Source organism: Streptomyces sp. NPDC002306, from assembly GCF_053593435.1.
Genome location: NZ_JBSFCK010000008.1, coordinates 79,651 through 102,496, shown reverse-complemented (window position 1 = coordinate 102,496; position 22,846 = coordinate 79,651). Strand labels below are relative to the sequence as shown.

The following is a 22,846-nucleotide window of genomic DNA, read 5'->3' as shown; positions in this document are numbered from 1 at the left end:
CCGCACCACCAGGTGCGGGACCCCGTCGTCGTACGTGCGGGTCGGGACGCGGGCAGGTGCTAGCCGAGCAGGCCGCCCACCAGGCCGGGCTGGCCGGAGGAGGAGCTCGAACCGCCGGAGCCACCGGAGGAGCCGCCGGTGCCGCCGCTGCCGCCGGGCGAGCCGCTGCCGCCGGTGGAGGACGGTCCGGAGCTGGTGCTCGGGGAGCCGCCGGACGGGGCCGAGTGCTGGGGCGGCGCCTGGCCGGCGCTGCTCTGGCTCTGGCTGGGCGCGCCGGTGGTGGCCGTACCGGTGTCGCGGGTGGCGCCGGGGGTGGTGGCGGCGTCGCTGGAGGGGCTGGCCGAGCCGGAGGTGGCGCCCTGGGTGGGCGTGGTGGAGGCCGACGGCTTCTGCTGGTGCTTGCGCTTGGCGGGGTCCTGCGGGAGCGGCGAGCCGGGCAGTTCGTTGCGCGGGGCCTCGCCGGGACCGGGCACGACGATACGGTCGGCGTCGCGCACGGCACCGCCGAGCAGCGAGCCGACCAGCAGGGTGAGACCGGCGGCGACGGCCGTGACGAGGGCGCCGCGGCGCAGGACGTAGCGGCGCAGCTCCCAGATGTCGGAGCGGGGTCCGAGGCGCCGCCAGGCACCGGCGGCGAGCCGTCCGTCGATGGAGTAGACGGGGGCGCCGGCGATGATCAGCGGGGACCAGGCGGCGAGGCAGATGATGTCGGGGGCGTCGTAGACGGGGACCGTCTTCCAGCTGACGGTGACGATCAGCGCGGCGGACAGGGTCGCGCCGACGACCGCGGTGACCCGCTGCCAGCAGCCCAGGACCGTCAGGACGCCCACGACGACCTGGAGGAAGGCGATGACGAGGCCGGAGCCGACCGGGTGCTGGAGCGCGAACTGGCGCAGTGGCTCGGCGACTTCCCACGGGTGCAGGGTGTTGAGCCACTTCACCATGGAGCCGCGCTTGCCGCCGTCGAAGTAGACGGGGTCGCAGAGTTTGCCCATGCCGGCGTAGATGGAGATGAAGCCGAGGAAGATGCGCAGCGGGAGCAGGACGACGCCGAGGTTCATCCGGCGGCCGGGGTAGTAGGCGTGCCGCGCGGGGTCGTCGCCGTGCCGCCTGGCCCGGGACCCGCGCGCCGCCCGGGTCCGCTCCTCGAACTCCTCGTCCTCGAACCGCCCGTCGTCGTAGGCGGGTTCGCCGTACGCCGGTGCGTCGTAGGCGGGTTCGTCGTAGGCGCTGCCGACGGTACGCATCGGGGGCAGGAGCCGGGCGCCGGCCGGGTCGCCGTCGCCGGAGGTGCGCTGGGCGCCGACGACGGGGGTCTCGACGGTCTGGTCGAGCTCGCCGTAGGCGGCGCCGTAACCGCGGTCGGGTCCGCCGCCGTACGCACCGCCGTACCCGTCGTAGCCTTCGTAACCGCCGCCGGGGTAGCCGGGAGCGGCGTCGACACGGGGGATGACCTGGGTGGCTCCGGCGTCGGCGGCGGGCTGTTCGCCGTGGCGGACGCTGCCTGCCCGCACGGCCTGGAGCAGGCGGTGGGCGCCGGTGTCGTCGGGGTCGGACCTGCCGCTCCAGACGACCGCGCGGCGGCGGCCTGCGGTGGCGCCCGCGGCGGGCACGCGCCCGGCGCCGTCGGCGGCGCTCAAGTGCCGTGCGATCCGCGGGGATTGGGCGCGTCTCGTCGACGTGCCCAGCTGTACGCGGAAACTCGCGTGATTGACGATGACCTGCGCCGGATCGCTCGGCACCTTCACCATGCTCAGCGCGGGAGCGTCGTCGTATCCCGACGAGCGGTCCCCCCTGGGTGTGCGGGGCGTTCTGGTGTCCACACTCATCTAACCGAGTGACGTGGAGTTAGGACACTGCTTTGACCGGCCGGATCTGTCCGGACCCCGTCAACATTGTCCTCGCCGTCCAGATTGCCCCGAGCGGGTGATGCGGCGGACGCCCGTTCGGGCGCCGCCCGCACCCGGACTCAGGCGCGTCGCCGGGCCGCCTCGTACAGCACGACACCGGCCGCGACACCCGCGTTCAGCGACTCCGTGCCGCCCGGCATCGGGATCCGCACCCGGTAGTCACAGGTCTCGCCGACCAGCCGGGACAGTCCCTTGCCCTCGCTGCCGACGACGATGACGACCGGGCCGCCCAGGGCCGCCAGCTCCCCCACCTCGGTCTCACCGTCGGCGGCGAGACCGACGACGGCGATCCCGGCCTTCTTGTAGGCCTCCAGGGCGCGCGTCAGGTTGGTGGCGCGGGCGACCGGCGTGCGCGCGGCCGCGCCGGCGGACGTCTTCCAGGCACCGGCGGTCATACCGGCGGCGCGCCGCTCGGGCACGACGACGCCGTGGCCGCCGAACGCGGAGACGGACCGGACCACCGCGCCGAGGTTGCGCGGGTCGGTGACGCCGTCGAGGGCGACGATGAGCGGGTCGGCGCCCTCGTCGTACGCGGCGGCGGCGAGGTCCTCGGGGTGGGCGTACTCGTACGCCGGGACCTGGAGGACCAGGCCCTGGTGGTTGAGCCCGTTGGTCATCCGGTCGAGCTCGGGGCGGGGCGCCTCCATGAGGTTGATGCCACCGCGCTCGGCCACGAGCTGGAGCGCCTCGCGCACCCGCTCGTCGTTGTCGATGAACTGCTGGACGTAGAGCGTGGACGCGGGCACGCCCTCGCGCAGCGCCTCGACGACCGGGTTGCGTCCGACGACCATCTCGGACGTGCCCTTGCCGCCCCGGCCGCGCTGCACGGGCCGGCGGACCACCTGCTTCGCCTTGGCGTTGGCGACGCGGTTCTTCTTGTGTCCCTTGCGCATCTCGGCGGGCGGGGTGGGTCCCTTGCCCTCCAGACCCTTGCGCCGCTGGCCGCCACTGCCGACCTGCGCGCCCTTCTTGCCGGACATGCGGCGGTTGTTAGCGGCCATGACCTACCTGTCTGTGCGAAGCGATGAAGCGTGTACGTCTATGAAGTGTGCCGCCCGGAGGCCCGGACGGCACAATCGATCACGTAAGCGATCTGACGGGGTCAGCGCGGACCGAGGGTCCAGCGCGGCCCCTGCGGGCTGTCCTCGATGACGAGCCCGGACTGGTTGAGCTGGTCGCGGATGGCGTCCGCGGTGCCCCAGTCCTTGCGGGTACGGGCCGCCTCACGCTGGTCGAGGACGAGTCGTACGAGACTGTCGACGACGCCGTGCAGATCGTCACCGCGGTCGCTCTCGCCCGCCCAGTGCGGGTCGAGCGGGTCGAGTCCGAGGACGCCGAGCATGGCGCGCACCTCGGCGAGGCGGGCGACGGCCGCTTCCTTGTCGTCGGCGGCGAGGGCGGAGTTGCCCTGCCGGACGGTGGTGTGCACGACGGCGAGCGCCTGGGGCACGCCCAGGTCGTCGTCCATGGCCTCGGCGAAGGCGGGCGGAACCTCGGCGGCGGGCTCGACGACCCCGCCGGCCTTCTCCACCACCCGCTGCACGAAGCCCTCGATCCGCGCGAACGCGGACTCGGCCTCGCGCAGGGCCTCCTCGCTGTACTCGATCATGGAGCGGTAGTGCGGGGTGCCCAGGTAGTAGCGCAGCACGATCGGGCGCCACCGCGTGACCATCTCGGAGACGAGCACCGAGTTCCCGAGCGACTTGGACATCTTCTCGCCGCTCATGGTGACCCAGGCGTTGTGCACCCAGTACCGGGCGAAGTCGTCACCGAACGCCTTGGCCTGGGCGATCTCGTTCTCGTGGTGCGGGAAGATCAGGTCCAGGCCGCCGCCGTGGATGTCGAAGGCGGTGCCCAGGTACTTGTGCGCCATCGCGGAGCACTCCAGATGCCAGCCGGGCCGGCCCCGGCCCCACGGCGTCTCCCAGCTCGGCTCGCCCGGCTTCACCGACTTCCACATGGCGAAGTCACGCGGGTCCCGCTTGCCCGTCTCGCCCTCGCCCGAGGGCTGCAGGAGGTTGTCCAACTCCTGGTTGGACAGCCGGAGGTACTCCGGGAAGGAGCGCACGTCGAAATAGACGTTGCCGTCGGCCTCGTAGGCGTGCCCGCGCTCGATGAGCCCGCGCATCATCTCGATCATCTCGGGGATGTGCCCGGTGGCCCGCGGTTCGTACGTGGGCGGCAGGCAGCCGAGCGCCTGGTAGCCGTCGTTGAACGCGCGCTCGTTCTCGTACCCGATGGACCACCAGGGGCGCCCCTGGTCGTGGGACTTGGTGATGATCTTGTCGTCGATGTCGGTGACGTTGCGGATGAACGTGACGTCGTAGCCGCGGTACTCGAACCAGCGGCGCATGATGTCGAAGTTCAGCCCCGAGCGGATGTGCCCGATGTGCGGTGCGGCCTGCACGGTGGCACCACACAGGTAGATCGAGACACAACCCGGCGTGAGCGGGGCGAAGTCACGAATCTGCCGGGCGCTGGTGTCGTGCAGGCGAATGGTCACCACTCCAGGGTAGTGGGCACGAGGCAGTGCCTCGCGACCGTTGCGCGGTATTGCCCCGGGGGTGGGGGTGTTTGAGAGGTACTGAGGGAGGGCGCGAGCCGGGACCGTGCGGGGGCGGAGCCCCGCCACGGTCCGCGGCAGGGCTCCTCGGCGGGGTCTTCCGGCCCGCTGGGCCGGGCGGGTCGGCGGCGCTCAGGCCACCCGGACCACCAGCGCCGTCGCGACCGCCATCAGTCCCTCTCCCCGTCCGGGGAACCCCAGCCCGTCCGTCGTGGCCCCGGACACGGACACCGCCGCGCCCACCGCCTGCGACAGCACCTTCTGCGCCTCGTCGCGCCGCTTGCCGATCTTCGGCCTCGGCCCGACGACCTGGACGGCCACGTTGCCGATGACGAACCCGGCCGCGCGCACCAGCCGCGCGGCCTCCGCCAGCAGCGTCACCCCGGACGCCCCGGCCCACTCGGGCCGCCCGGTGCCGAAGTGCTGCCCCAGGTCCCCCAGCCCGGCCGCGGAGAACAGGGCGTTGCACGCGGCATGGGCGACGACGTCCGCGTCGGAGTGCCCGGCGAGGCCCGAGCCCTCCCCTTCCCACTTCAGACCGGCACACCACAGCTCACGCCCCTCCTCGAAGGCGTGGATGTCCGTACCGATCCCGACCTGCGGCAGCGGCGGCACGGAAGCCCGGGCGGCTTCCGGCGCCCTGGACGCCTCAGAAGCCATCGTTGAGCCTCCTGCGCGCCAGAACCGCCTCCGCCAGCACCAGGTCCAGCGGCCGCGTGACCTTGAAGGCCTCCTCGTGCCCCGGGACGACCACGACCCGCAGCCCGAGCTGCTCCACCATGCTCGCGTCGTCGGTGACGTCGTCCGTCACCGTCTCGTGCGCACGGATCAGCGTGGCCCGCTCGAAGCCCTGCGGTGTCTGGACGGCCCGCAGCCGCCCGCGCTCGGGCGTGGCCAGCACCGGCTCCGGCTCGCCCGGCACCGCCGCCGGCTCGACCTCCTTGACCGTGTCCGCGAGCGGCAGCGCGGGCACCACGGCGGGCGCGCCCTCCCGTACGGCGTCGATCACGGCGTCCACCGTGTCGACCGGCACCAGCGGCCGCGCCGCGTCGTGGACGAGCACGATGGCGTAGTCGGGCGGCAGCGCGTCGAGGCCGAGCTTCACCGACTCCTGGCGGGTCTCCCCGCCGGGTACGACGAGGAAGTCTGTCCGCTCCGGCAGCGCGTGCGCGTCGAGCAGTGACTTGACCTCGCCCGCGCCGTCGGGCGGCGCCACAACGACGACCAGGGAGACGGCGCGGGAGGCGGCCATGGCGCGTACCGCGTGGATGAGCATGGGCGTGCCGTTCAGCGCGCGCAGCGCCTTGGGGGCGCCGGGGCCCAGACGTACGCCCCGGCCGGCGGCCGGGATGACCACGGCGGTACGGGGGGCCACAGTCGGGGCTTCCGGAACGGCACCCGCGGTCGAAGGGTGCGAAACGTCAGACATCGGTTCCTGTCAGGTTTGTGTGCTCGGCCTACGTGGGTATGGCCACAGCGTGCCGGGCGCGACGCCTTGACCGGAACCCTTCCGTGACACCGGTCGAGCCAGCAGCCCGGGCCCGGCACACCGAGTATCGGGGGTTTCCCCCGTGGCGTACGGCATTCGAGCACGAACATGCCGCAGCGCCCGGCGACAGAACGTACGTCATCGGGCACCGCGGCATTTCACTGTGCTGAGCGTGCTGAAGTGGGGCGGGCCGTGACCGCCACGCGTCAGGACGCGAGGACCTCGTCGAGCAGGGCCTCCGCCTTGTCCTCGTTGGTGTTCTCCGCGAGGGCGAGCTCGCTCACCAGGATCTGGCGGGCCTTGGCGAGCATGCGCTTCTCACCCGCGGAGAGTCCGCGCTCGCGCTCACGACGCCACAGGTCACGTACGACTTCCGCGACCTTGATGACATCGCCGGAGGCGAGCTTCTCCAGATTTGCCTTGTAGCGGCGCGACCAGTTCGTGGGCTCCTCGGCGTACGGAGCGCGCAGCACCTCGAAGACCCGGTCCAGCCCGTCCTGACCGACCACATCACGCACGCCGACGAACTCCGCATTGTCCGCTGGCACACGTACCGTCAGGTCACCCTGGGCGACCTTCAGCACCAAGTAGGTCTTGTCCACGCCTTTGATCTGGCGAGTTTCGATGGCCTCGATCAGCGCGGCCCCGTGATGGGGATAGACCACGGTGTCGCCAACCTTGAACGTCATGTGACAGGTACCCCTTCCGTGGCTATCCAGGGTAACACGGAAACGGCGGGTTCTGAATGGCGTTTTCGCAGGTCAGGGCATATCTCGGGGCTTGACAACAGCAACAGGAACGTGCATCGCGGGCCGATCGGAACCGGGTATTCGCAGGTCGGAGCGGCTGTCCGGGGGAGGAGAAACACGCGCGTCACCCGCATCCGGAGGCACCTCCGGGTGGATGAACGTCCACATATGTCCGGTTCCATACGATCGACTTCCGCTACTCCGTTCGGTTGCCCGCGGCCGATACGAGTCGAATCCGGAATTGATCACGGGGTGATCACGAGGCCGATCACGGGATGGATCACGGGACCGATCACTAGGCCGGCGGAACGCCCTCGGAACAGCCGACGGAACAACCGGCGGAACAACCTGTGGAACGCCCGACCTGACGCAGTCCGTGATCAATTCCAAGACATAGCCCCGTCACCGCGCGCGCATTCCCGCACGGAAAAACTGCAAGCCCCCTTAAGTGAATCCCGTACGACCATGAGACCAATGTGACCCGGGCGCACTTCACGGTCCGGAAAGCGTCCGGGTACCGCCTGCTGAGCGAAGCCGGGCGCTCGAGGGAGGGTCGGGTGCGGCCTCCGGGGAACGGATCGGTAACCTAAGGCCGCTGACAGACACTTAGGGCGGCTTTAGGTACAGCTGCCCCTGCGTTCAACAAGGAGTAGCCGCCGCCGTGAGCAGCAGCCTTCGACGCGGCGCACTCGCCGCATCCGCCATCGCGTTCTCGATCGCCTCGCTCGCCGCGTGCGGCGCGGGAGGCAACTCCCAGACACTGGAGATCAAGCCGGACAACGCGGCGACGAGCGTCGGTGACATCAAGATCCAGAACGCGATCGTCATCACCCAGCCGGGCACCGGCTCCTCGGGTCCCGCGGTGATCTCCGCGACCGTCTTCAACAGCGGCACCTCTCCCCAGACTCTGGACTCGATCAGCGTCGACGGTGACGGCAACGCCGAGCTCTCCCCCGCCAAGGGCGACGACAAGCTGACCGTCCCGGCCGGCGGCTCCGTGATCATCGGCGGCAAGGACAACGTCGCCGCGGTGCTCTCCTCGCCCGGGGACTCCGTGAAGGGCGGCAACGCCCAGAAGATCACCTTCACCTTCAGCAAGACCGGCGCGGTGAGCCTGCGCGCCTTCGTCGTCCCGGCCGACGGCTACTTCTCCACCTGGGGCCCGAGCGAGGTGCCGAACGCCTCGGCGTCCGCCTCCGAGCAGCCGTCGCAGAGCGCGTCGTCCTCGCCGAGCGAGTCCGCCTCCACCTCGGCCTCCCCGAGCGACACGGCGAACGCCGACGCGAACGCGAACGCGGGCGACACGAACGCGAACGCGACGGCCTCGGAGTCCGCGTCCGGCAACTGAGCAGCGTCCGCGACCGGGTTCGAGGCGGACCCCGAGCGGCACGCGCGTACGAGAAGGGCGGCATCCCGTCACCGGGTGCCGCCCTTCTCGTGTGTACCGCCTACCGTGCTCCTGCCGCCGACCGATCCAGCGTCGACGGTGGGCGGTTTACGGCTCGAACTTGTAGCCGAGGCCGCGCACGGTCACGAGGTACCGCGGCGCGCCGGGGTCCGGCTCGATCTTCGCGCGCAGGCGCTTGACGTGGACGTCGAGGGTCTTGGTGTCACCGACGTAGTCGGCGCCCCAGACCCGGTCGATGAGCTGCATGCGCGTGAGCACACGGCCCGCGTTGCGCAGCAGCATCTCCAGCAGGTCGAACTCCTTGAGCGGGAGGTCGACCTTCGAGCCGGAGACGGTGACCACGTGGCGGTCGACGTCCATACGGACCGGTCCGGCCTCCAGCGCGGCCGGGGTGACCTCCTCGGGCTCGCCACGGCGGCGCAGGACGGCCCGGATACGGGCGACCAACTCGCGCGAGGAGAACGGCTTGGTGACGTAGTCGTCGGCTCCTATTTCCAGGCCGACCACCTTGTCGATCTCGCTGTCCTTGGCGGTGACCATGATCACGGGGACATTGGAGCGGCCGCGCAGCTGACGGCACACCTCCGTGCCGGGCAGCCCCGGCAGCATCAGGTCGAGGAGGACGAGGTCGGCGCCGTTGCGCTCGAACTCGTCGAGTCCGTCGGGGCCCGTGGTCGCGATGGCGACCTCGAAGCCCTCCTTGCGGAGCATGTACGACAGGGCGTCGGAGAAGGACTCCTCGTCCTCGACGACGAGCACTCGGGTCACGGAAGGACCTCCGGGGCGGAAAGCGTTTGGTACGCGGGTGAGTCGGGGGAAGTGGCGCGCGACGAGTGGGCTGACTGCCCGGCCCCATCATTCTCGATGTCGTCGTCGTTGTCGTCGTCGAGGTCGGGGTGCTGCTGGGCACGGTCGCGAGCCGCACCCGCCTCCGGCAGCCGCAGAGTGAACGTGGAGCCCTGACCCGCGGAGCTCCACACCGTGACCTCCCCGCCGTGCGAGGCGGCCACGTGCTTGACGATCGCCAGCCCGAGACCCGTGCCTCCCGTGGCGCGGGAGCGGGCCGGGTCGACGCGGTAGAAGCGCTCGAAGATGCGCTCCTTGTCCTTGTCGGAGATGCCGAGACCCTGATCGGTGACGGCGATCTCGATGAGCTCTCCGCCGGGCGCGGTCACCCGGCGGGCGGCTATGCCCACCCGGGTGCGGGCCGGGGAGTAGTTGACCGCGTTCTCGACGAGGTTGCCCAGAGCGGCCGCGAGCTGCCCTCGGTTCCCCCAGATCCGCAGGTCGGCGGTGCCGCCGGCGGCCATGGTGATCTGCTTGGCGCCGGCCTGGTGACGGCAGCGGTCGATGGCCTCGGCGACGAGTTCGCCCACGCGGACCGGCTCGGCGTCCTCCAGGGGGTCGTCGTTCTGGACCCGGGAGAGGTCGATGATCTCCTGGACCAGGTTGGTCAGGCGGGTGGCCTCGATCTGCATGCGTCCGGCGAAACGCTCCACCGCCTCGGGGTCGTCGGACGCGTCCATGACGGCCTCGGAGAGGAGGGAGAGCGCGCCGACCGGGGTCTTCAGCTCGTGGCTGACGTTCGCGACGAAGTCGCGCCGTACCGCCTCGATGCGCCGGGCCTCGGTGAGGTCCTCGACCAGCAGCAGGACGAGCCGGGACCCGAGGGGGGCGACGCGCGCGGACACGGCGAGTGCCTCGCCCCGCCCGGTCCCCCGCCGGGGCAGATCCAGTTCGACCTGGCGTATCTCTCCGTCCCGCCGGGTGTCCCTGGCCATCAGGAGCATGGGTTCGACGGCCAGCTTGCCGCCGCGCACCAGCCCGAGGGCGTACGCGGCGGAGCTCGCCTTGACCACGGCGTCCGCCTCGTCGAGGACGACGGCGGAGGAGCGGAGCACGGACAGGACCGTGTCCACTCCCGGCGGCAGCACGGGGTCGGTGTGCAGTGAGGTTCTGGTGGGTCGCTGCTGGTCGCGTTCGCTCCAGCGGAACGCCAGCATGGCGATGACACCGGTGAGTACCCCGGCGATCGCTGCCGCTGCGGCGACCGCCGCGTTCACGTCCATGCTCCCAGGTTAGGCATGTCGTCCGGCCAGACCACAGCCATCGAAGTGCGACCTCGAACACTCGTCGCCCAGAGTTCACCTAGGAGCTAGTAGTGGTTCATTTGGGATGACGGAAACCGACGCGTACAGGCCGGACCGTGGGAGCGTGGGGTTCGCACCGCCGGTTCGAGGATGTTCGAGGACTGACACCGCCGGGGTCCCGGCCCCCGGAACCCCCGACAGCACACGTAGGAGAGGGAAATCCTGATGCGGGACGCGTACCACGAGGAACTGGACTCGATCGGCGACGGACTGGTGGAGATGGCCCGGCTGGTCGGATCGGCGATCGGACGCGCCACGACCGCCATCCTGGACTCCGATCTGAAGCTGGCCGAAAGCGTCATCGAGGCCGACAAGAAGATCGACGAGCTCCAGCACGACCTGGAAGCCCGTGCGATAGCCCTGCTGGCCCGGCAGCAGCCGGTGGCCACGGATCTGCGGATCGTCGTCACGTCACTGCGTATGTCGGCCGACCTGGAGCGCTCCGGCGACCTCGCCCAGCATGTGGCGAAGCTCGCACGCCTGCGTTTCCCGCACCACGCCGTGCCGCACGACCTGCACGCCACGATCCTGGAGATGGGCCAGCTCGCGCAGCGTCTGATGGCGAAGGCGGCCGAGGTGATCATCACGAAGGACGTCGACCTGGCGCTCCAGCTGGAGGCCGACGACGACGACATGGACCTGCTGCACCGCGCGCTGTTCCAGCACCTGATGGACGACCGCTGGAAGCACGGCATCGAGACCGCCGTGGACGTGACGCTGCTCGGCCGTTACTACGAGCGGTTCGCCGACCACGCGGTGGCGGTCGCCAAGCGCGTGGTGTTCCTGGTCACGGGCGAGCACGCGGACGAGCTCCAGCCCGACATCCAGCCCGACATCCAGCCGGGCACCGAGGGCGCCTGACCCTTCGGGATTCCCTCGGGAATCCCCTGATTCCCTCCGGAATCCTCTGGGCCGACTCCCCTCGCGACCCGCTCCGACACCCCCCGCGCTCCTCCGTCATCGGACGGGCGCGCGGGGGGTTCGGGCGGGGCGTGCGCGACCGTTCCACAGTGCGCCGTTGATGCGCCCAGTGGAACGGGCATGAAATGGGCACAGGCACAGCCTCGAGGAGGGACCCAGAGTCATGGCCGAATCCCCCAGCAAGACGCCCGACCCCACGCAGGAACGCCCGACCGAGCAGCCCACCGAGATCAGGAACCTGACGCTGATCGGCGCGTGCGGCTGCGGGTCGGGCTGCGGGTGCGGGTGCCAGTCGGGCAACCCCTGCCAGTGCGGCTGACGCGGCACACGGCACGGACGGCGTGGACCGCGTCCGGCGACGAAGGTCGTCGTACGCGGTCCACGCCGTCTCCGCGTCCGGCCGGCAGCGTGTGCCGGCCGGGGCGGGTCCGAGGACGTCCCGACAGCGGAACTCGTCCGAGGCGGACCCGCGGGCGCGCGGAGCTAATCCGATGCGGACTTACCGGCAGAACCAGCCCGAAGCGGACTCGCTAGCGGAATTTGTCCGAGGCGGACTCGCTAGCAGAACTTGTCCGAGGCCAGGGCCGCTCCGTCCTTGAAGCCGCGCTCGTAGTCCGCGTTCGACTTCCTGAGTTCCTGAGGCGGCTTCCCCTTGCAGTCCTTCTTGATCGTCTTGTAGCCGTCCAGGAACCCCTTCCCGTACTGGGTCTTGGCCTCGTTGTTCGTGTTGCCCCTCTCTCCCGGTGTGCGACCGCAGTTCACTACGCCGTCCTTGTGGCTCTTGGCGACGTAGCGGCCCGGCTTGAGGTTGTTGACGGAGAAGGATCCGTTCGTGGTCTTCGCGCCACCGTTCCCGTTGCCGCCGGAGAACGACACCGAGTCGGACTTGAAGCCGGAGGCGAAGAGGGTGAACCTCGGGTCGTCCGGCTTCGAGTTGCCCGCGTCCTGGGCGAGGAGACACCGGGGTTTGGTGGGGGCGGCAGGCGTGTGCCCCGTCGCTCCGTGCGCGGCGACAGCCGGCCCGAGGGCCAGCGCGGACACGAGCAGGGGGGTGAGCGTGGCGAGCCGACGAGTGCGGATCATCTTTTCTTCCTCCCGGAGCGGGAAGGGGCACGCCGAACACGACGACGGCCCTGGGGTGTGTGCGAACCGGGACACGCACGAGCGGCCCGCCCGAGGACCCGGAGATCACGAGGCCACCTCGGACTCACATGCCGCGCTCCGCGCCCGGCTCTGACGAACATGTGCTCACGGGGCGTTATGCGTCTCCCGCATGGCGTCTACGCGGTCACACGTGAACCGTTGTGCTGTCCCTCCCCATCCATGCTCCGCCGCCCCACCGGAGGTGTCCACCGGAGCCCCGCGCGCACGCGGTCGCCGGTCCCGCACCCCTGCCTCAACTCCCGCGCGGCGATGGGCCCGACGCGGGGCCAGACCGCGCGGAGGAGTCCCCCCGACGACCGAGGAGACGGGCGGCCCGGGCGCGCGGGGCGCCGCCGACCGCCTCAGCCCGGCCGCGGAGACGGAGCCGGACGGGCCTCCGACGGGGGCTCTCCCGGGCGGGCCGGAACGTTCGGGAAGGTCGGCCGTGTGGACGGGGAGACCTTGCCACGGAGCGTCAGCCGGGGCCGGAGAGCCGCCACTTCGGCGGTCGAGGATCCAGGAGGCCGGGCGTCCACGCGGGTCAGTCGGAGTCGGGCTCCTCGTAGGGGATCCGGCTCAGGTGGATGACCTCGCCCAGGGTGCCCCACTCGTCGCCGCCGAGTTTGGTGAGCGGACGCAGCAGGCCGCTGCTGGGACGGTCGTCGGCGAGACAGTCCTCATCCGCGGCGGCATGGACCACCCGTCCGAAGACGAGCGTGGAGTTGCCCATCCGCAGGGTGGTGTGCGAGCGGCACTCCAGGACCACATGGGACGCGGCCACCCTGGGCGGCCGCACACACCTGCTGGCCTCGCGCTCGATCCCCGCGGTGTCGAACTCGCTGACCCCCCGGGGGAAGTCGATGGCGGTGGCGTTGATCAGCTCCAGTAGCGGTTCCGAGGAGAAGTTGACGACAAACTCCCCGGTGTCCTCGACGTTGCGCAGGGAATCCTTGCGCCCGATCGAGGTGAACTGGACGATCGGGGGGTCGGTGCTGGCGATGCTGAAGAAGGAGTGCGGGGCGAGGTTCGTGGTTCCGTCCGGCGTGACCGTGGAGACCCAGGCGATCGGGCGGGGAACGACCACGGACGTCAGGAACCTGTAGAAGGCATCCCGGCCCACGGCCTCGGGGTCGTATTCGACGCGCATGCGCTCAGTATCGAACCGGGCACGTTGCGCGACACCCACGACGCGTCTCGTACGCCGCCGGTCGAACAGCGATCGGGGGGTGCGCCGGCTGACGTAGAAGAGGTGACGTAGAAAACTGTCTCGCTCACGGAAACCGGTGAGCGTACCGTCGGTCGAAAAAGCGGGGGAGACGGCCGATGTTGTACGCACACGAGGTGGTCCTGAACCAACTCGCGCAGGGGCTGAGACCGACGGCCGAGGGTGTCGAGTGGTTCGAAGGCCTCCCGGAGGACGACCGACGCAAGGTCCTGCACGCACTGGAGCTCTTCTGCGGGCAGGCCCGCGCCCGCCAGGACGATGTGCCGGAGAGCATCGCGCGTTCCGGCATTCGTCCCACGCACACGCCCGCGGTGATGCTCACGAAGTGGCGCTTCGGGATGGACGCCCTCCCGCCCTATGAACTCACCAAGTCCTTCCGCCTGCTCATCGCCCTCTTCACCGTCGCGGATACCCGCAGGCGCAGGCTGCACTGCGCCGATGGGTGCGGTCACGAGTGGCACAACCTGTCGGATCCGTAGCGGGCGGCGATGTGGATCGGGTGGCGCCGGTCAGTCGGCGAAATACTGGTCGTGCTTGTCGAAGAACTCGGCGCGCTCCGCGTCGGTGGCGTCACGCATCTCCGGCATCTTCTCGAAGAACTCCTCACGCGGCGCGCCCGGCGTGAAGAGCAGCAGCATCTCGGCCAGGGAGTCGGAGTCGTTGCGGAAGGCGTGCAGCCCGCCCTGCGGAACGTACAAGAAGTCGCCCTCCCGCCCGTCCACCCACGTCTCGCCGTTGAGGAGGCGGACGGTTCCGCCGAGGATGAAGAAGGACTCCGAGATGGTCCGGTGGAAATGCGTCCTGGGGCCACCCGCCTTCGCCCCCAACATGACCCGGTAGAGGCCGAACTCACCATGCGTGAGGCCGCTCGTCGCGAGGTAGCGGATGGCCATGCCCTCCCCGGGTTCGCCGACATCCGGCGCGGTGTCGGCCGGCAGGAAGTGCGCGTCGACCTCGCCGCCATCGCCGAAATACACCTGCTTCGGGTACGACATGCAAACCATCCCCTCGAACACTCCAGAGCTCGGAGCTGGAGGCCGCGCCTACCTCTCCATCCTGTGCACAGCATCCGGGGGATGCCATTCGGGGGACCGGGCAGCAGATCAGGGCTGCCGGCCGCGCTAGCAGATGAGGGTGCGGGCGGCGATGCCGGTCGCACGCACCCGCTCAGCCGGCCGAAGTGTTCTGTGTCGCCTCGCGTGCCTCGGCGAGGGCTCGCTGCCTGAGGTTGCCGCCGAACAGCTGCATCGTGGCGGCGTCCAGGATGTCGTCCCTGCCGATGGTCCGCCCGTCCCCTCTGCGTGCGGACATGGCCCGCAGGGAATCCTCGGGGAACGTGGGTGGGGCCGGCTCGCCCGACGTCACCGGGGTGACCGTACCGAACCGTTTGACCCCGCCCTCGCGGACGACCATGGCCGCGTCCCGGGCGAGGTCCGTCAGGAACACGCTCGCGATTCCGTCCAGGTCGCGGACCAGCGCCGGGACGGCCGTCACCCCCTGGCTCCACAGCAGCCTCTTGACCCCGGCCTCGAACCTGTGGGCGCCGACCACAGCACTCGGTTTACGCGACCCCCTGCGCTCGTGAGAAGGCACGATGACACCCTCGGCGTCGCGCAGGACACCGGTCAGGCCGCGAAACGTCGGGCTGTGGTGGTACCACTTGTCCCCCACCTCGAGCTCGACGTTCCGGTCGATCGCCGAGAGAAGGTCCCCGGGAACCAGCTTCCTCCGAGCCTGCGCCGCCGCCGCTCTCCTCGCGCCGTCGATGATCTCCGTCAGCACGGTCCGCGTCACCGACGCCGCGGCCCACGCGGCCGACCGAGAGACCTGCATCGGGGTCACGTCCCTGAACACCGCTTTGACGAGGGACGGCTTGAACGGCGGGACACCCATGACCGAGGCGGCCCCGGGACCACTGCGCTCAGGGCATACGGGCTGTGCGGGCTGTGCGGTCATCGGAAGGAACGCTCCCTACTGTCGGAGTTGTCAGAGGCCCTCTCTTCCCCCATCCTCCTTCGAAGCGGCACCCGGTCGAGGACCTGACGGACACATCCCGACGGCCGGTCCGATGATCAGCCACATCCCTGAGGTCACGACGGCGCTTCCGGTACCACCCACCGGAACAACTCCACACCTTGTCCGGCCCGGTTCGGTTCCGACCGATGGCCGACGTGGGCGCCGGATGTCGCCTGCGACAAGGCGAGATCCTCGGCATGTCCGTCGACCCGGCGCCTCATCTCGCCTGAATGGCTCCGACCCCTGCGGTGCCAGTCGCCGGCATCCCATCTGGCAGTCCTCCAGTCTGCGGACCTTCACGCTTTCCAACTGTGGCAGTGGGCTCGGGGGCTGCGGACGGCGGCGTTCACCTGTGTTCATGGCGGCCCATCGAGGGGCCCGCCCATAGCCCTCAACCTCGTCTGAACGGTCGTGAACGGCGTTGAATTATACGGAAACTGAGACGGGCGGAGGCGACATGCCTCGACCGGGTGACGTGCAGCTGGTTCGGCCATGGCGACGGTCCAAACGCCCCTATGGTGCGTCTCACTTTTGCAACTCAGCTCACCGAGGAGTCGACGCAGCATGGCGACACCGCCGGATCATCAGCCTGTTCAGCCGTACGGACAGCCTCCGACGATCATCATCAACAACATGAATTCCGCTACGGCATCTGCCGCAGCGGTTATCGCCGGGGCGGGGCTGAGGCGTCGGCGTCAGTCTCTATGGGCCCACTTCTGGCTGTTCATGTTCACCGCGGGCATCGGTAACGTCTTCTACGCGATGCACGTGAGCCGCTGGAACCGCGACCGGGGCCTCTGACAACTGGCAGAGGCTCTTTCCGACGAGCCCTCTTCCGTAGGGACCTCTGCTGTGCCTCCGCCTGTTCGGCGGAAGCGATCAGCCGATGACGAGGCAGGGCTCTCAGCTTCGGACCAGCCAGGAGCGGACCAGCAGACCGTGTCCGATGTCTACTCGAAGCGTCTGCACCCCGAACCGTGAGGTCCGCGGGTGGTCCGGCAGGATGCTCGGACCTGGTCACTTCGGGGAGGGAATCCATGGACTCGACGGACGGCGTCGTCAATCTGATCCACCTGGCCGACAGGCCCGGCACCAGCGGACACAGTGTCTCCGTGCGCGTCCTGGGGCGCTCCCAACCCGGCATTCTGACCGGACACGACTTCCTCGATTGCGAGATCGTCATCAAGGCGGAGTCCGTGAACGGCACCTTCTCGGTGACCCTTCTCCCTGAGGACCTGGAGGACTGGGAGGACGCACTGGCGACCCTGGAGTCCGGCCGGTTCGCCATGTGGCTCGTATCCGGGCGAACTCCTTCGATGGAGTTCAAGCCTGCCGAGAGCGGCGGGCTCCGGGTGTCCGTGCACGACGGGCCATCGTCAGGAGTCACGATCACCGTCCCGTTGTCCGTACCACCGCCGACGTGGGTCAGCGATCAGCGCGCCCTGCTCACCCGGGTGCGCGAGGTCCACCCGCGCGAGGTCGTCGAGACATCACCTGGTGCTTACGAGTGGCGGCGTGCTCGCAACGTCTGACGGTTCGACCAGGCACCTGACGGCCCAGCCCCGCAAAAAAGCCCCCGACCCGCGAAGAACTCGCAGGTCGGTGGCTCAAAGGCAGGTGCTTACTTCTTCTTGCCCTGGGTCTGGTGGGCCCGTTTTTTCGGACCTGGCCAGAGGGCCGCGCACCCCAACTGGCCTGCGACCGTACGGTCGTTGGCGGTCGTTGCCTGTCGTCGTCGGTCGTCCCCGGAGGGCCCAGCGGGGGAACCAGCTCCGAGTTCTGTCAGGCTTCTGGCGCTCGCCAGAGGGGCCGCTCGCTCACGCACGTCCGGCACGCGAGCCCGGGCCCGCTGAGATGGTGAGGGCGCGGTACAGCCAGTCATGGGTCGTGGTCCAGCGGTTCCGGGAGGACCGCATCCAGCTGGGGCCCGGAACGTCGCCGTTGACCATGGAGTGAAGGAACTCAACCATGCCGGTGTCGAACCGGTAGGTCGTTGCGGTACTGCGCGCCCACATGACCACCGGCCATGCGTCAGGATCGTCGCCCTCGGTCAGCCACCAAAAAATGTCCCCCTCCCTGTTCTCCCCCCACGTCAGCAGGCCACCTGGCTGGGGATGCATGGGGTAGACGGTGCCGCCCCAGTCGTCCTCGTCGCACCCTTCGAACAGTCTGGCGGTTCCCGAGACGTGGTAATCCACGAAACCCTGAAATCCGGCAGGCTTACCGGGTTTCAGCTCTGCGGAGGACGGCGCGTAGACCTTGAACGTCGACCAGTCCGAGGTGCCGAATTCCCCTCCGCCATAGCGGTCCACGAAGGCCCGGTAGTCCGAGGGAAAGTCGAACCCCACTTCCGCGCGCGACCGCTCCCAGGGCGGCTGGGTAACGGACGCCGCAGGCGGTGGCAGCAACTGAGCCAAGCGTTCCAAAGAGTCGGTCACCGAGTGCTCCAAGTTGTTCTCTTGCCAAGGTTCAGTCGACTTGTCTGCCTACGGTTGGGCGACCTCGGACGGCACGGCAAGGCTTGGACCATCCGCTAGACGTCCACAGGCGCACGGTATCGGAGGCCGGCGCAGCGGCTTTGCACGGGAGCTGCGATGGGGCGAGGGATCGGGCCCTTGAGGAGTGAGGCTGGGCGAGTGCCACTCTGAGCTACGAATTGTCCAGTTGGTGGATCGAGAGCCAGTCACCCGCCAGCCACTGCCGTTCCCCGTGGCTCCCCGCTGGATCTGGCACGGATGTGGCACGGGAACCTCTGATCCGTAGCTCTGGCCACCCTCCGCAGCGGTGCCACCTACTGGGTGGCAGACAAGGCACAACCCGCAGGCCAGCATGCCGGAGTCTTCAAGGGCCGACTTCAGCGCATGCGGATGCACGGACTCGAACCTCTTGGGCTGGAACGAGCAGTGCAGCTCGTCCGCGAACATGGCCGGCCCGTGCGCACAGGGCTGATCGATGCTGCCGATCGGACATGGACCACCCTGCTTTTCCCACCGAGGACGGCAGCGCATTAGTGGCCTGCGCCGGCTGGCCGCTGCCGCTAGTTCGCAGGGAGCCACCGCTTTAGAAGTTCGATTCAACGGGCCTCGCCTCGTCCCTCGGCTCCGCACCAGACGGGCACGTTGAAGAAGAAGGAGAAGGCGCTGATCCCCGACAGGACGAGGAGCACGACCGGTCCGAAGTCGAAGCTCAGCCAGCCGGCTATCAGCACTGCGAAGACGATCCAACCCCAGTACTTTCCGACTCCGTTCATGCGGGTTCATGGTTGAGGTGCGTCTGACGTGGGGGAGTGGCGCGACGGGGGCGCATCGAAGCACGCAAACCGCGCTGGCTGATCCGCCGGGGCGAAGCGCATCAGTCTGGGAAGCTCAGGTGGTCCACGGGGAGTTACTGGGCCTGAGCCGGCACAACGGACGCGGATCGGAGGGGGTTGCCTCGTCGCCGCGCCCGCTGTTTCCCGTGATTCCCCGGTGCGTCTGGCACGCGCCTGGCACGGCCTGCGTATTCAGCTCAAAACTGGTCCGCGGTGTGACGCTACAGCGCTCAGGGCGCGTTCAGCCCGAAGTTCTGACGGCTGTTGTTGCTTGCGCCGGGGCTGTTGATGTTGCTGTTCGTGGTGATGTTGTTGAACATCGGGATGATGCCGTTGAGGTTGATCGGCAGGATCGAGCCCCCGCCGCCACTGTTCCCTCCGTCGCATTCGCCGCCGGTGATCGTCGTCGGGTCGCCGTCCGAGACAGTGGACTGTCCGGTGCCTGTCTCGGTGAGCGTGACGGTGTTGGTGACGGAACACGGTGCGTTGACGGCGACGTTGACGGTGACGATGAGTGTGGCAGAGCCAGTATTGCTGAGAGCAAAGCCGTCACAACGGAGCGTCGCACCGGCGTTGGTGACGTCACAGCCGGGTGAGATGTAGCCGTCGAGGCCCGCGACCGTGAGACCCGCGGGAAGGTTGTCCGTGAGCAGCAGTTGGCCGCTCGTGTCATCACCGCTGTTGCTCAGCGTGATGCTGTAGGCGCCTTGCCCTCCTCGTGCGAAGTTCCCTTCATGGCTCTTACTGATACTCAAGATTGCTTGAGCATGGGCGGGCGCGGCCAGGGCGAACGGCAGCGCGACGCCCAGCCCCACCGCCGTGCCGAGGGCAGACATCCGCCGTCTCAACCCGTGTCTTTTCATCTACGGTTTCTCCAGTCCGTGGGGGTCCGCTGCGATCAGGCTCCGGGTGCGAATGGAGGAGCCGACGTGGGGAACGTACTGACCGGCAACGACCCGCTAGTCAGCAAGCGAGGGAGAAACGCCCATTTCACTCGATTATCCCGTTTAAGCCTCCCGGGCGGCCGAACAACCTACGGAGCGGCTTTGGTCGGTGTCCTGCCCGGTTTGGGGTCGCGCCTGATCAGGGAGCCGTACGCTTGCCGAGGCGCTCAGCGAGTACCTCGGCCATCGCGCTGGCAGCCGGAGCGCGTCTTCGCGATGCGGGGCGCCATGGTCGAACGCTTCCGGCCCATGGTCGACGTGGGCGCCGGCTGCGGCCTACGGCAAGGCGAGATCCTCGGGCTGTGCGTGGATGGGGTGGACTTCGGCAACGGCGATGCGAGCGAACGGGCAGCCCGTGGCCAAGCGCCTGATCTTCAGTGGGCCCAACGGCGGCCACGTCCGGCGGACGTCGCTGAATGAGGACCACTGGAAGCCCGCTCTGGCATCCGTGGGCGTCATCCCGAAGGCCAAGCGCCGCGAGCACGCTGCCCCGCGGGAGCGCGGCATGCACGCTCTGCGGCACTTCTACGCGTCGGTTCCGCTGGACACGGGAGAGAGCATCAAGGCTGTCAGCGAGTACCTGGGGCACTCCGACCCGGGCCTGACGCTGCAGGTGTACGCGCACCTCATGCCCAGCAGCCGGGACCGCGCCCGGAAGGCCCTCAGCCAGGCACTCCGACCGCAGCAAGAGCCGCTGCGCTGAGGTCCCACAGAGGGCCCGGCTCATGAAGACGCCCCCGACTCGCGCCGTATGCGCAGGTCGGGGGCATGATCACAAAATCTACTTCTTCTTGCCCTGGTTCTTGACCGCCTCGATCGCCGCTGCCGCGGCCTCCGGGTCGAGGTACGTGCCGCCGGGGGTGAGCGGCTTGAAGTCGGCGTCGAGTTCGTAGTACAGGGGGATGCCCGTGGGGATGTTCAGGCTCGCGATGTCGGCGTCGGAGATGCCGTCGAGGTGCTTGACCAGGGCGCGCAGGCTGTTGCCGTGGGCGGCGACGAGGACCGTGCGGCCGTCGAGGAGGTCGGGGACGATGTCGTCGTACCAGTACGGGAGCATGCGCTCGACGACGTCCTTCAGGCACTCCGTGAGGGGGCGCAGCTCCGGGGGGATGGACGCGTAGCGCGCGTCGTCCGCCTGGGAGAACTCCGAGCCGGGCTCGATGGGCGGCGGCGGGGTGTCGTAGGAGCGGCGCCAGAGCATGAACTGCTCCTCGCCGAACTCCGCGAGGGTCTGCGCCTTGTCCTTGCCCTGGAGGGCGCCGTAGTGGCGCTCGTTCAGGCGCCACGAGCGCTGGACCGGGATCCAGTGGCGGTCGGCGGATTCGAGGGCCAGCTGCGCGGTGCGGATGGCGCGCTTCTGGAGGGACGTGTGGACCACGTCGGGCAGGAGGTCGGCGTCCTTCAGGAGTTCGCCACCGCGGACTGCCTCCTTCTCGCCCTTCTCGTTGAGATTGACGTCCACCCAGCCGGTGAACAGGTTCTTCGCGTTCCACTCGCTCTCGCCGTGGCGGAGGAGGATCAGCTTGTACGGTGCGTCGGCCATGCGTATGAGCGTAATCGAAGGTTTTGGGGCCGAGCGCCCCTGCCCGCAGGGCGGACGGTTGGGCCGACGGTTGACGGGATCTGTTAATCGAGTGGTCCGCGCGGAGCCACCGACCGTAAGTTGTGTACGCCGCCCGAGCCGCTTACATCTGCGCTTGCATCCGTCCATCCGTGGGGGTCCCCTATGTCCGTCGCCACCCTGAGACGCGCCACTCGCGAGACCCTTTCCGGGCTGCCCCGCGAGTTCTGGTGGCTGTGGACCAGCACGCTCGTCAACCGGCTCGGTGCCTTCGTCGCCACCTTCATGGCGCTGTACCTGACCCTCGACCGCGGGTACTCCCCCGCGTACGCCGGTCTGGTGGCCTCGTTGCACGGGCTCGGCGGGGTCGTCTCCTCCCTGGGCGCGGGGGTGATGGCCGACCGGTTCGGGCGGCGGCCCACGATGCTGATCGCCCAGGTGGCCACCGCCCTGTCGGTGGCACTGCTCGGGTTCATGCGCGATCCCGTCGCCATCGCCGGTGTCGCCTGCCTCGTCGGGATGGCCGCCAACGCCTCCCGGCCGGCCGTGCAGGCGATGATGGCCGACATCGTGCGGCCCGAGGACCGGGTGCGGGCCTTCTCCCTCAACTACTGGGCCATCAACCTCGGTTTCGCCGTCTCCTCGATGGCCGCCGGCTTCATCGCCGAGTTCAGCTACCTCGCCGGGTTCCTGATCGAGGCGGGGATGACCCTGGCCTGCGCGCTCGTCGTGTTCCTGAAGGTGCCCGAGTCCCGGCCGCAGCGCACGGCGGCCGAGAAGCGGGCGGCCGACGAGGTGGGGCTCGGGACCGTGCTGCGCGACGGGCGTTTCATGAGCGTGGTCGGGCTGTCCTTCCTCGTCGCGCTGATCTTCCAGCAGGGCGCGGTCGGACTGCCCGTCGCCATGGGCGAGGCGGGGTTCACCCCGGCCGACTACGGCATGGCCATCGCCGTCAACGGCGTCCTCATCGTCGCGCTCCAGATCCCCGTCACCCGGTTCATCGAGCACCGGGACCCGCGGCGGCTGCTCGTCCTCTCGTCCCTGCTGGCGGGGTACGGCTTCGGGCTCACCGCCCTCGCCGGATCCGTCGGCGTCTTCGCCCTGACGGTGTGCGTGTGGACGCTCGCCGAGATCGTCAGCGCGCCGACGCAGACCGGGCTGATCGTCCGGCTCTCCCCGGTCCACGGGCGCGGGCGCTACCAGGGCATGTACACCATGTCCTGGTCCGTCGCCGCGCTGGTGGCCCCGCTGATGTCCGGCTTCGTCATCGACCGGTTCGGGGCGGAGTGGCTGTGGGGCCTGTGCGCGGTCGTCGGGACCGGCGCCGCGGTCGGGTACGGGGCGCTGATGCGGAGGCTGCCCGCGGACGAGCGCGTGGCGCAACGGCCCGTGGAGACCAGGTCCGAGATCAGCGCCGCCTGAGCCCCTGAACCACTCGCCCCGCTTTCCAGCGATGC

The 22,846-nt window shown here is 69.5% G+C and carries 23 protein-coding genes and 1 pseudogene; 8 read left to right on the top strand and 16 right to left on the bottom strand.

What is annotated here, in order from left to right:
* Window positions 1-59 precede the first annotated feature (59 nt).
* The 6 genes from ACWCQK_RS18090 to ACWCQK_RS18065 all read right to left on the bottom strand — a co-directional run bounded on the left by ACWCQK_RS18090 (window position 60) and on the right by ACWCQK_RS18065 (window position 6,651).
* Window positions 60-1,829, bottom strand: a complete 1,770-nt coding sequence (locus tag ACWCQK_RS18090) for a DoxX family membrane protein (protein WP_451156140.1) — start codon at window positions 1,827-1,829, stop codon at window positions 60-62.
* 140 nt (window positions 1,830-1,969) lie between these two features.
* A complete protein-coding gene (gene rlmB, locus ACWCQK_RS18085; protein ID WP_451156139.1) occupies window positions 1,970-2,911 on the bottom strand; it encodes a 23S rRNA (guanosine(2251)-2'-O)-methyltransferase RlmB in 942 nt (313 codons plus the stop codon).
* Window positions 2,912-3,012: 101 nt separating this feature from the next.
* The gene (gene cysS, locus ACWCQK_RS18080; protein WP_451156138.1) at window positions 3,013-4,413 is read right to left on the bottom strand and encodes a cysteine--tRNA ligase; all 1,401 of its coding nucleotides are present in this window, start codon (window positions 4,411-4,413) and stop codon (window positions 3,013-3,015) included.
* 192 nt (window positions 4,414-4,605) lie between these two features.
* Complete coding sequence (ispF, locus tag ACWCQK_RS18075) at window positions 4,606-5,133, bottom strand: 2-C-methyl-D-erythritol 2,4-cyclodiphosphate synthase (RefSeq protein ID WP_451156137.1); 528 nt, start codon at window positions 5,131-5,133, stop codon at window positions 4,606-4,608.
* Window positions 5,123-5,902 carry a 2-C-methyl-D-erythritol 4-phosphate cytidylyltransferase gene (gene ispD, locus ACWCQK_RS18070; RefSeq protein WP_451156136.1) on the bottom strand — a complete coding sequence of 260 codons (780 nt, stop codon included), beginning with the start codon at window positions 5,900-5,902 and terminating at the stop codon, window positions 5,123-5,125. Before ispD ends, ispF begins: the two co-directional genes overlap by 11 nt.
* Window positions 5,903-6,168: 266 nt before the next feature.
* A complete protein-coding gene (locus tag ACWCQK_RS18065; protein ID WP_003953493.1) occupies window positions 6,169-6,651 on the bottom strand; it encodes a CarD family transcriptional regulator in 483 nt (160 codons plus the stop codon).
* Window positions 6,652-7,372: 721 nt separating this feature from the next.
* Between ACWCQK_RS18065 and ACWCQK_RS18060 the strand changes: the two genes are divergently transcribed.
* Window positions 7,373-8,059: a DUF461 domain-containing protein gene (locus tag ACWCQK_RS18060; RefSeq protein ID WP_451156135.1), complete on the top strand. Its 687-nt coding sequence runs from the start codon at window positions 7,373-7,375 to the stop codon at window positions 8,057-8,059.
* Window positions 8,060-8,206: 147 nt separating this feature from the next.
* On the opposite strand, the gene ACWCQK_RS18055 is transcribed toward ACWCQK_RS18060, so the two are convergent.
* On the bottom strand, window positions 8,207-8,887 hold the full coding sequence (locus ACWCQK_RS18055; protein WP_009340348.1) for a response regulator transcription factor: 681 nt from the start codon (window positions 8,885-8,887) through the stop codon (window positions 8,207-8,209).
* Complete coding sequence (locus tag ACWCQK_RS18050; protein WP_451156134.1) at window positions 8,884-10,188, bottom strand: sensor histidine kinase; 1,305 nt, start codon at window positions 10,186-10,188, stop codon at window positions 8,884-8,886. Before ACWCQK_RS18050 ends, ACWCQK_RS18055 begins: the two co-directional genes overlap by 4 nt.
* A 246-nt stretch (window positions 10,189-10,434) precedes the next feature.
* On the opposite strand from ACWCQK_RS18050, the gene phoU reads away from it, so the two are divergent.
* Window positions 10,435-11,130, top strand: coding sequence for a phosphate signaling complex protein PhoU (gene phoU / locus ACWCQK_RS18045; protein ID WP_451156133.1), 696 nt, complete (start codon window positions 10,435-10,437; stop codon window positions 11,128-11,130).
* A gap of 223 nt (window positions 11,131-11,353) precedes the next feature.
* Window positions 11,354-11,509: a hypothetical protein gene (locus ACWCQK_RS18040; protein ID WP_451156132.1), complete on the top strand. Its 156-nt coding sequence runs from the start codon at window positions 11,354-11,356 to the stop codon at window positions 11,507-11,509.
* A 239-nt stretch (window positions 11,510-11,748) separates the two neighbouring features.
* On the opposite strand, the gene ACWCQK_RS18035 is transcribed toward ACWCQK_RS18040, so the two are convergent.
* Window positions 11,749-12,273, bottom strand: a complete 525-nt coding sequence (locus tag ACWCQK_RS18035) for a hypothetical protein (RefSeq protein ID WP_451156131.1) — start codon at window positions 12,271-12,273, stop codon at window positions 11,749-11,751.
* A gap of 601 nt (window positions 12,274-12,874) precedes the next feature.
* Window positions 12,875-13,480 carry a flavin reductase family protein gene (locus ACWCQK_RS18030; protein WP_451156130.1) on the bottom strand — a complete coding sequence of 202 codons (606 nt, stop codon included), beginning with the start codon at window positions 13,478-13,480 and terminating at the stop codon, window positions 12,875-12,877.
* 176 nt (window positions 13,481-13,656) lie between these two features.
* On the opposite strand from ACWCQK_RS18030, the gene ACWCQK_RS18025 reads away from it, so the two are divergent.
* Window positions 13,657-14,037: a DUF5958 family protein gene (locus tag ACWCQK_RS18025; protein ID WP_451156129.1), complete on the top strand. Its 381-nt coding sequence runs from the start codon at window positions 13,657-13,659 to the stop codon at window positions 14,035-14,037.
* A 30-nt stretch (window positions 14,038-14,067) separates the two neighbouring features.
* Here the strand turns inward: ACWCQK_RS18025 and ACWCQK_RS18020 are convergent, their stop codons facing one another.
* Both ACWCQK_RS18020 and ACWCQK_RS18015 read right to left on the bottom strand, forming a co-directional pair.
* Window positions 14,068-14,553 (bottom strand): cupin domain-containing protein, encoded by a 486-nt coding sequence (locus tag ACWCQK_RS18020; protein WP_451156128.1) that lies wholly within the window; start codon window positions 14,551-14,553, stop codon window positions 14,068-14,070.
* Window positions 14,554-14,725: 172 nt separating this feature from the next.
* On the bottom strand, window positions 14,726-15,514 hold the full coding sequence (locus ACWCQK_RS18015; protein ID WP_451156127.1) for a hypothetical protein: 789 nt from the start codon (window positions 15,512-15,514) through the stop codon (window positions 14,726-14,728).
* Between the two features lie 624 nt (window positions 15,515-16,138).
* Between ACWCQK_RS18015 and ACWCQK_RS18010 the strand changes: the two genes are divergently transcribed.
* Window positions 16,139-16,375 carry a hypothetical protein gene (locus ACWCQK_RS18010; RefSeq protein WP_451156126.1) on the top strand — a complete coding sequence of 79 codons (237 nt, stop codon included), beginning with the start codon at window positions 16,139-16,141 and terminating at the stop codon, window positions 16,373-16,375.
* Between the two features lie 236 nt (window positions 16,376-16,611).
* Window positions 16,612-17,106 (top strand): DUF5959 family protein, encoded by a 495-nt coding sequence (locus ACWCQK_RS18005; RefSeq protein ID WP_451156125.1) that lies wholly within the window; start codon window positions 16,612-16,614, stop codon window positions 17,104-17,106.
* A 285-nt stretch (window positions 17,107-17,391) separates the two neighbouring features.
* On the opposite strand, the gene ACWCQK_RS18000 is transcribed toward ACWCQK_RS18005, so the two are convergent.
* From ACWCQK_RS18000 to ACWCQK_RS17990, 3 genes are all read right to left on the bottom strand, one after another.
* Window positions 17,392-18,012: a hypothetical protein gene (locus ACWCQK_RS18000; RefSeq protein WP_451156124.1), complete on the bottom strand. Its 621-nt coding sequence runs from the start codon at window positions 18,010-18,012 to the stop codon at window positions 17,392-17,394.
* Between the two features lie 635 nt (window positions 18,013-18,647).
* Complete coding sequence (locus tag ACWCQK_RS17995; RefSeq protein WP_451156123.1) at window positions 18,648-18,824, bottom strand: hypothetical protein; 177 nt, start codon at window positions 18,822-18,824, stop codon at window positions 18,648-18,650.
* A gap of 290 nt (window positions 18,825-19,114) precedes the next feature.
* Window positions 19,115-19,720 carry a hypothetical protein gene (locus ACWCQK_RS17990; RefSeq protein ID WP_451156122.1) on the bottom strand — a complete coding sequence of 202 codons (606 nt, stop codon included), beginning with the start codon at window positions 19,718-19,720 and terminating at the stop codon, window positions 19,115-19,117.
* Window positions 19,721-19,963: 243 nt separating this feature from the next.
* On the opposite strand from ACWCQK_RS17990, the pseudogene ACWCQK_RS17985 reads away from it, so the two are divergent.
* Window positions 19,964-20,531, top strand: a pseudogene (locus ACWCQK_RS17985) (site-specific integrase); the annotation flags it as partial.
* Window positions 20,532-20,609: 78 nt separating this feature from the next.
* On the opposite strand, the gene ACWCQK_RS17980 reads toward ACWCQK_RS17985, so the two are convergent.
* On the bottom strand, window positions 20,610-21,371 hold the full coding sequence (locus ACWCQK_RS17980; protein ID WP_451156121.1) for a phosphoglyceromutase: 762 nt from the start codon (window positions 21,369-21,371) through the stop codon (window positions 20,610-20,612).
* Between the two features lie 183 nt (window positions 21,372-21,554).
* Between ACWCQK_RS17980 and ACWCQK_RS17975 the strand changes: the two genes are divergently transcribed.
* Window positions 21,555-22,811, top strand: a complete 1,257-nt coding sequence (locus tag ACWCQK_RS17975; RefSeq protein WP_451156120.1) for an MDR family MFS transporter — start codon at window positions 21,555-21,557, stop codon at window positions 22,809-22,811.
* Window positions 22,812-22,846: the final 35 nt, after the last annotated feature.

Coding starts and splice junctions, on each gene's coding strand:
- ACWCQK_RS18090 (WP_451156140.1), bottom strand. CDS start 1,829: ATGAGTGTGGACACCAGAACGCCCCGCACACCCAGGGGGGACCGCTCG.
- rlmB (WP_451156139.1), bottom strand. CDS start 2,911: ATGGCCGCTAACAACCGCCGCATGTCCGGCAAGAAGGGCGCGCAGGTC.
- ispF (WP_451156137.1), bottom strand. CDS start 5,133: ATGGCTTCTGAGGCGTCCAGGGCGCCGGAAGCCGCCCGGGCTTCCGTG.
- ispD (WP_451156136.1), bottom strand. CDS start 5,902: ATGTCTGACGTTTCGCACCCTTCGACCGCGGGTGCCGTTCCGGAAGCC.
- ACWCQK_RS18065 (WP_003953493.1), bottom strand. CDS start 6,651: ATGACGTTCAAGGTTGGCGACACCGTGGTCTATCCCCATCACGGGGCC.
- ACWCQK_RS18050 (WP_451156134.1), bottom strand. CDS start 10,188: ATGGACGTGAACGCGGCGGTCGCCGCAGCGGCAGCGATCGCCGGGGTA.
- phoU (WP_451156133.1), top strand. CDS start 10,435: ATGCGGGACGCGTACCACGAGGAACTGGACTCGATCGGCGACGGACTG.
- ACWCQK_RS18040 (WP_451156132.1), top strand. CDS start 11,354: ATGGCCGAATCCCCCAGCAAGACGCCCGACCCCACGCAGGAACGCCCG.
- ACWCQK_RS18035 (WP_451156131.1), bottom strand. CDS start 12,273: ATGATCCGCACTCGTCGGCTCGCCACGCTCACCCCCCTGCTCGTGTCC.
- ACWCQK_RS18030 (WP_451156130.1), bottom strand. CDS start 13,480: ATGCGCGTCGAATACGACCCCGAGGCCGTGGGCCGGGATGCCTTCTAC.
- ACWCQK_RS18025 (WP_451156129.1), top strand. CDS start 13,657: ATGTTGTACGCACACGAGGTGGTCCTGAACCAACTCGCGCAGGGGCTG.
- ACWCQK_RS18020 (WP_451156128.1), bottom strand. CDS start 14,553: ATGTCGTACCCGAAGCAGGTGTATTTCGGCGATGGCGGCGAGGTCGAC.
- ACWCQK_RS18015 (WP_451156127.1), bottom strand. CDS start 15,514: ATGACCGCACAGCCCGCACAGCCCGTATGCCCTGAGCGCAGTGGTCCC.
- ACWCQK_RS18010 (WP_451156126.1), top strand. CDS start 16,139: ATGGCGACACCGCCGGATCATCAGCCTGTTCAGCCGTACGGACAGCCT.
- ACWCQK_RS18005 (WP_451156125.1), top strand. CDS start 16,612: ATGGACTCGACGGACGGCGTCGTCAATCTGATCCACCTGGCCGACAGG.
- ACWCQK_RS17995 (WP_451156123.1), bottom strand. CDS start 18,824: ATGAACGGAGTCGGAAAGTACTGGGGTTGGATCGTCTTCGCAGTGCTG.
- ACWCQK_RS17990 (WP_451156122.1), bottom strand. CDS start 19,720: ATGTCTGCCCTCGGCACGGCGGTGGGGCTGGGCGTCGCGCTGCCGTTC.
- ACWCQK_RS17980 (WP_451156121.1), bottom strand. CDS start 21,371: ATGGCCGACGCACCGTACAAGCTGATCCTCCTCCGCCACGGCGAGAGC.
- ACWCQK_RS17975 (WP_451156120.1), top strand. CDS start 21,555: ATGTCCGTCGCCACCCTGAGACGCGCCACTCGCGAGACCCTTTCCGGG.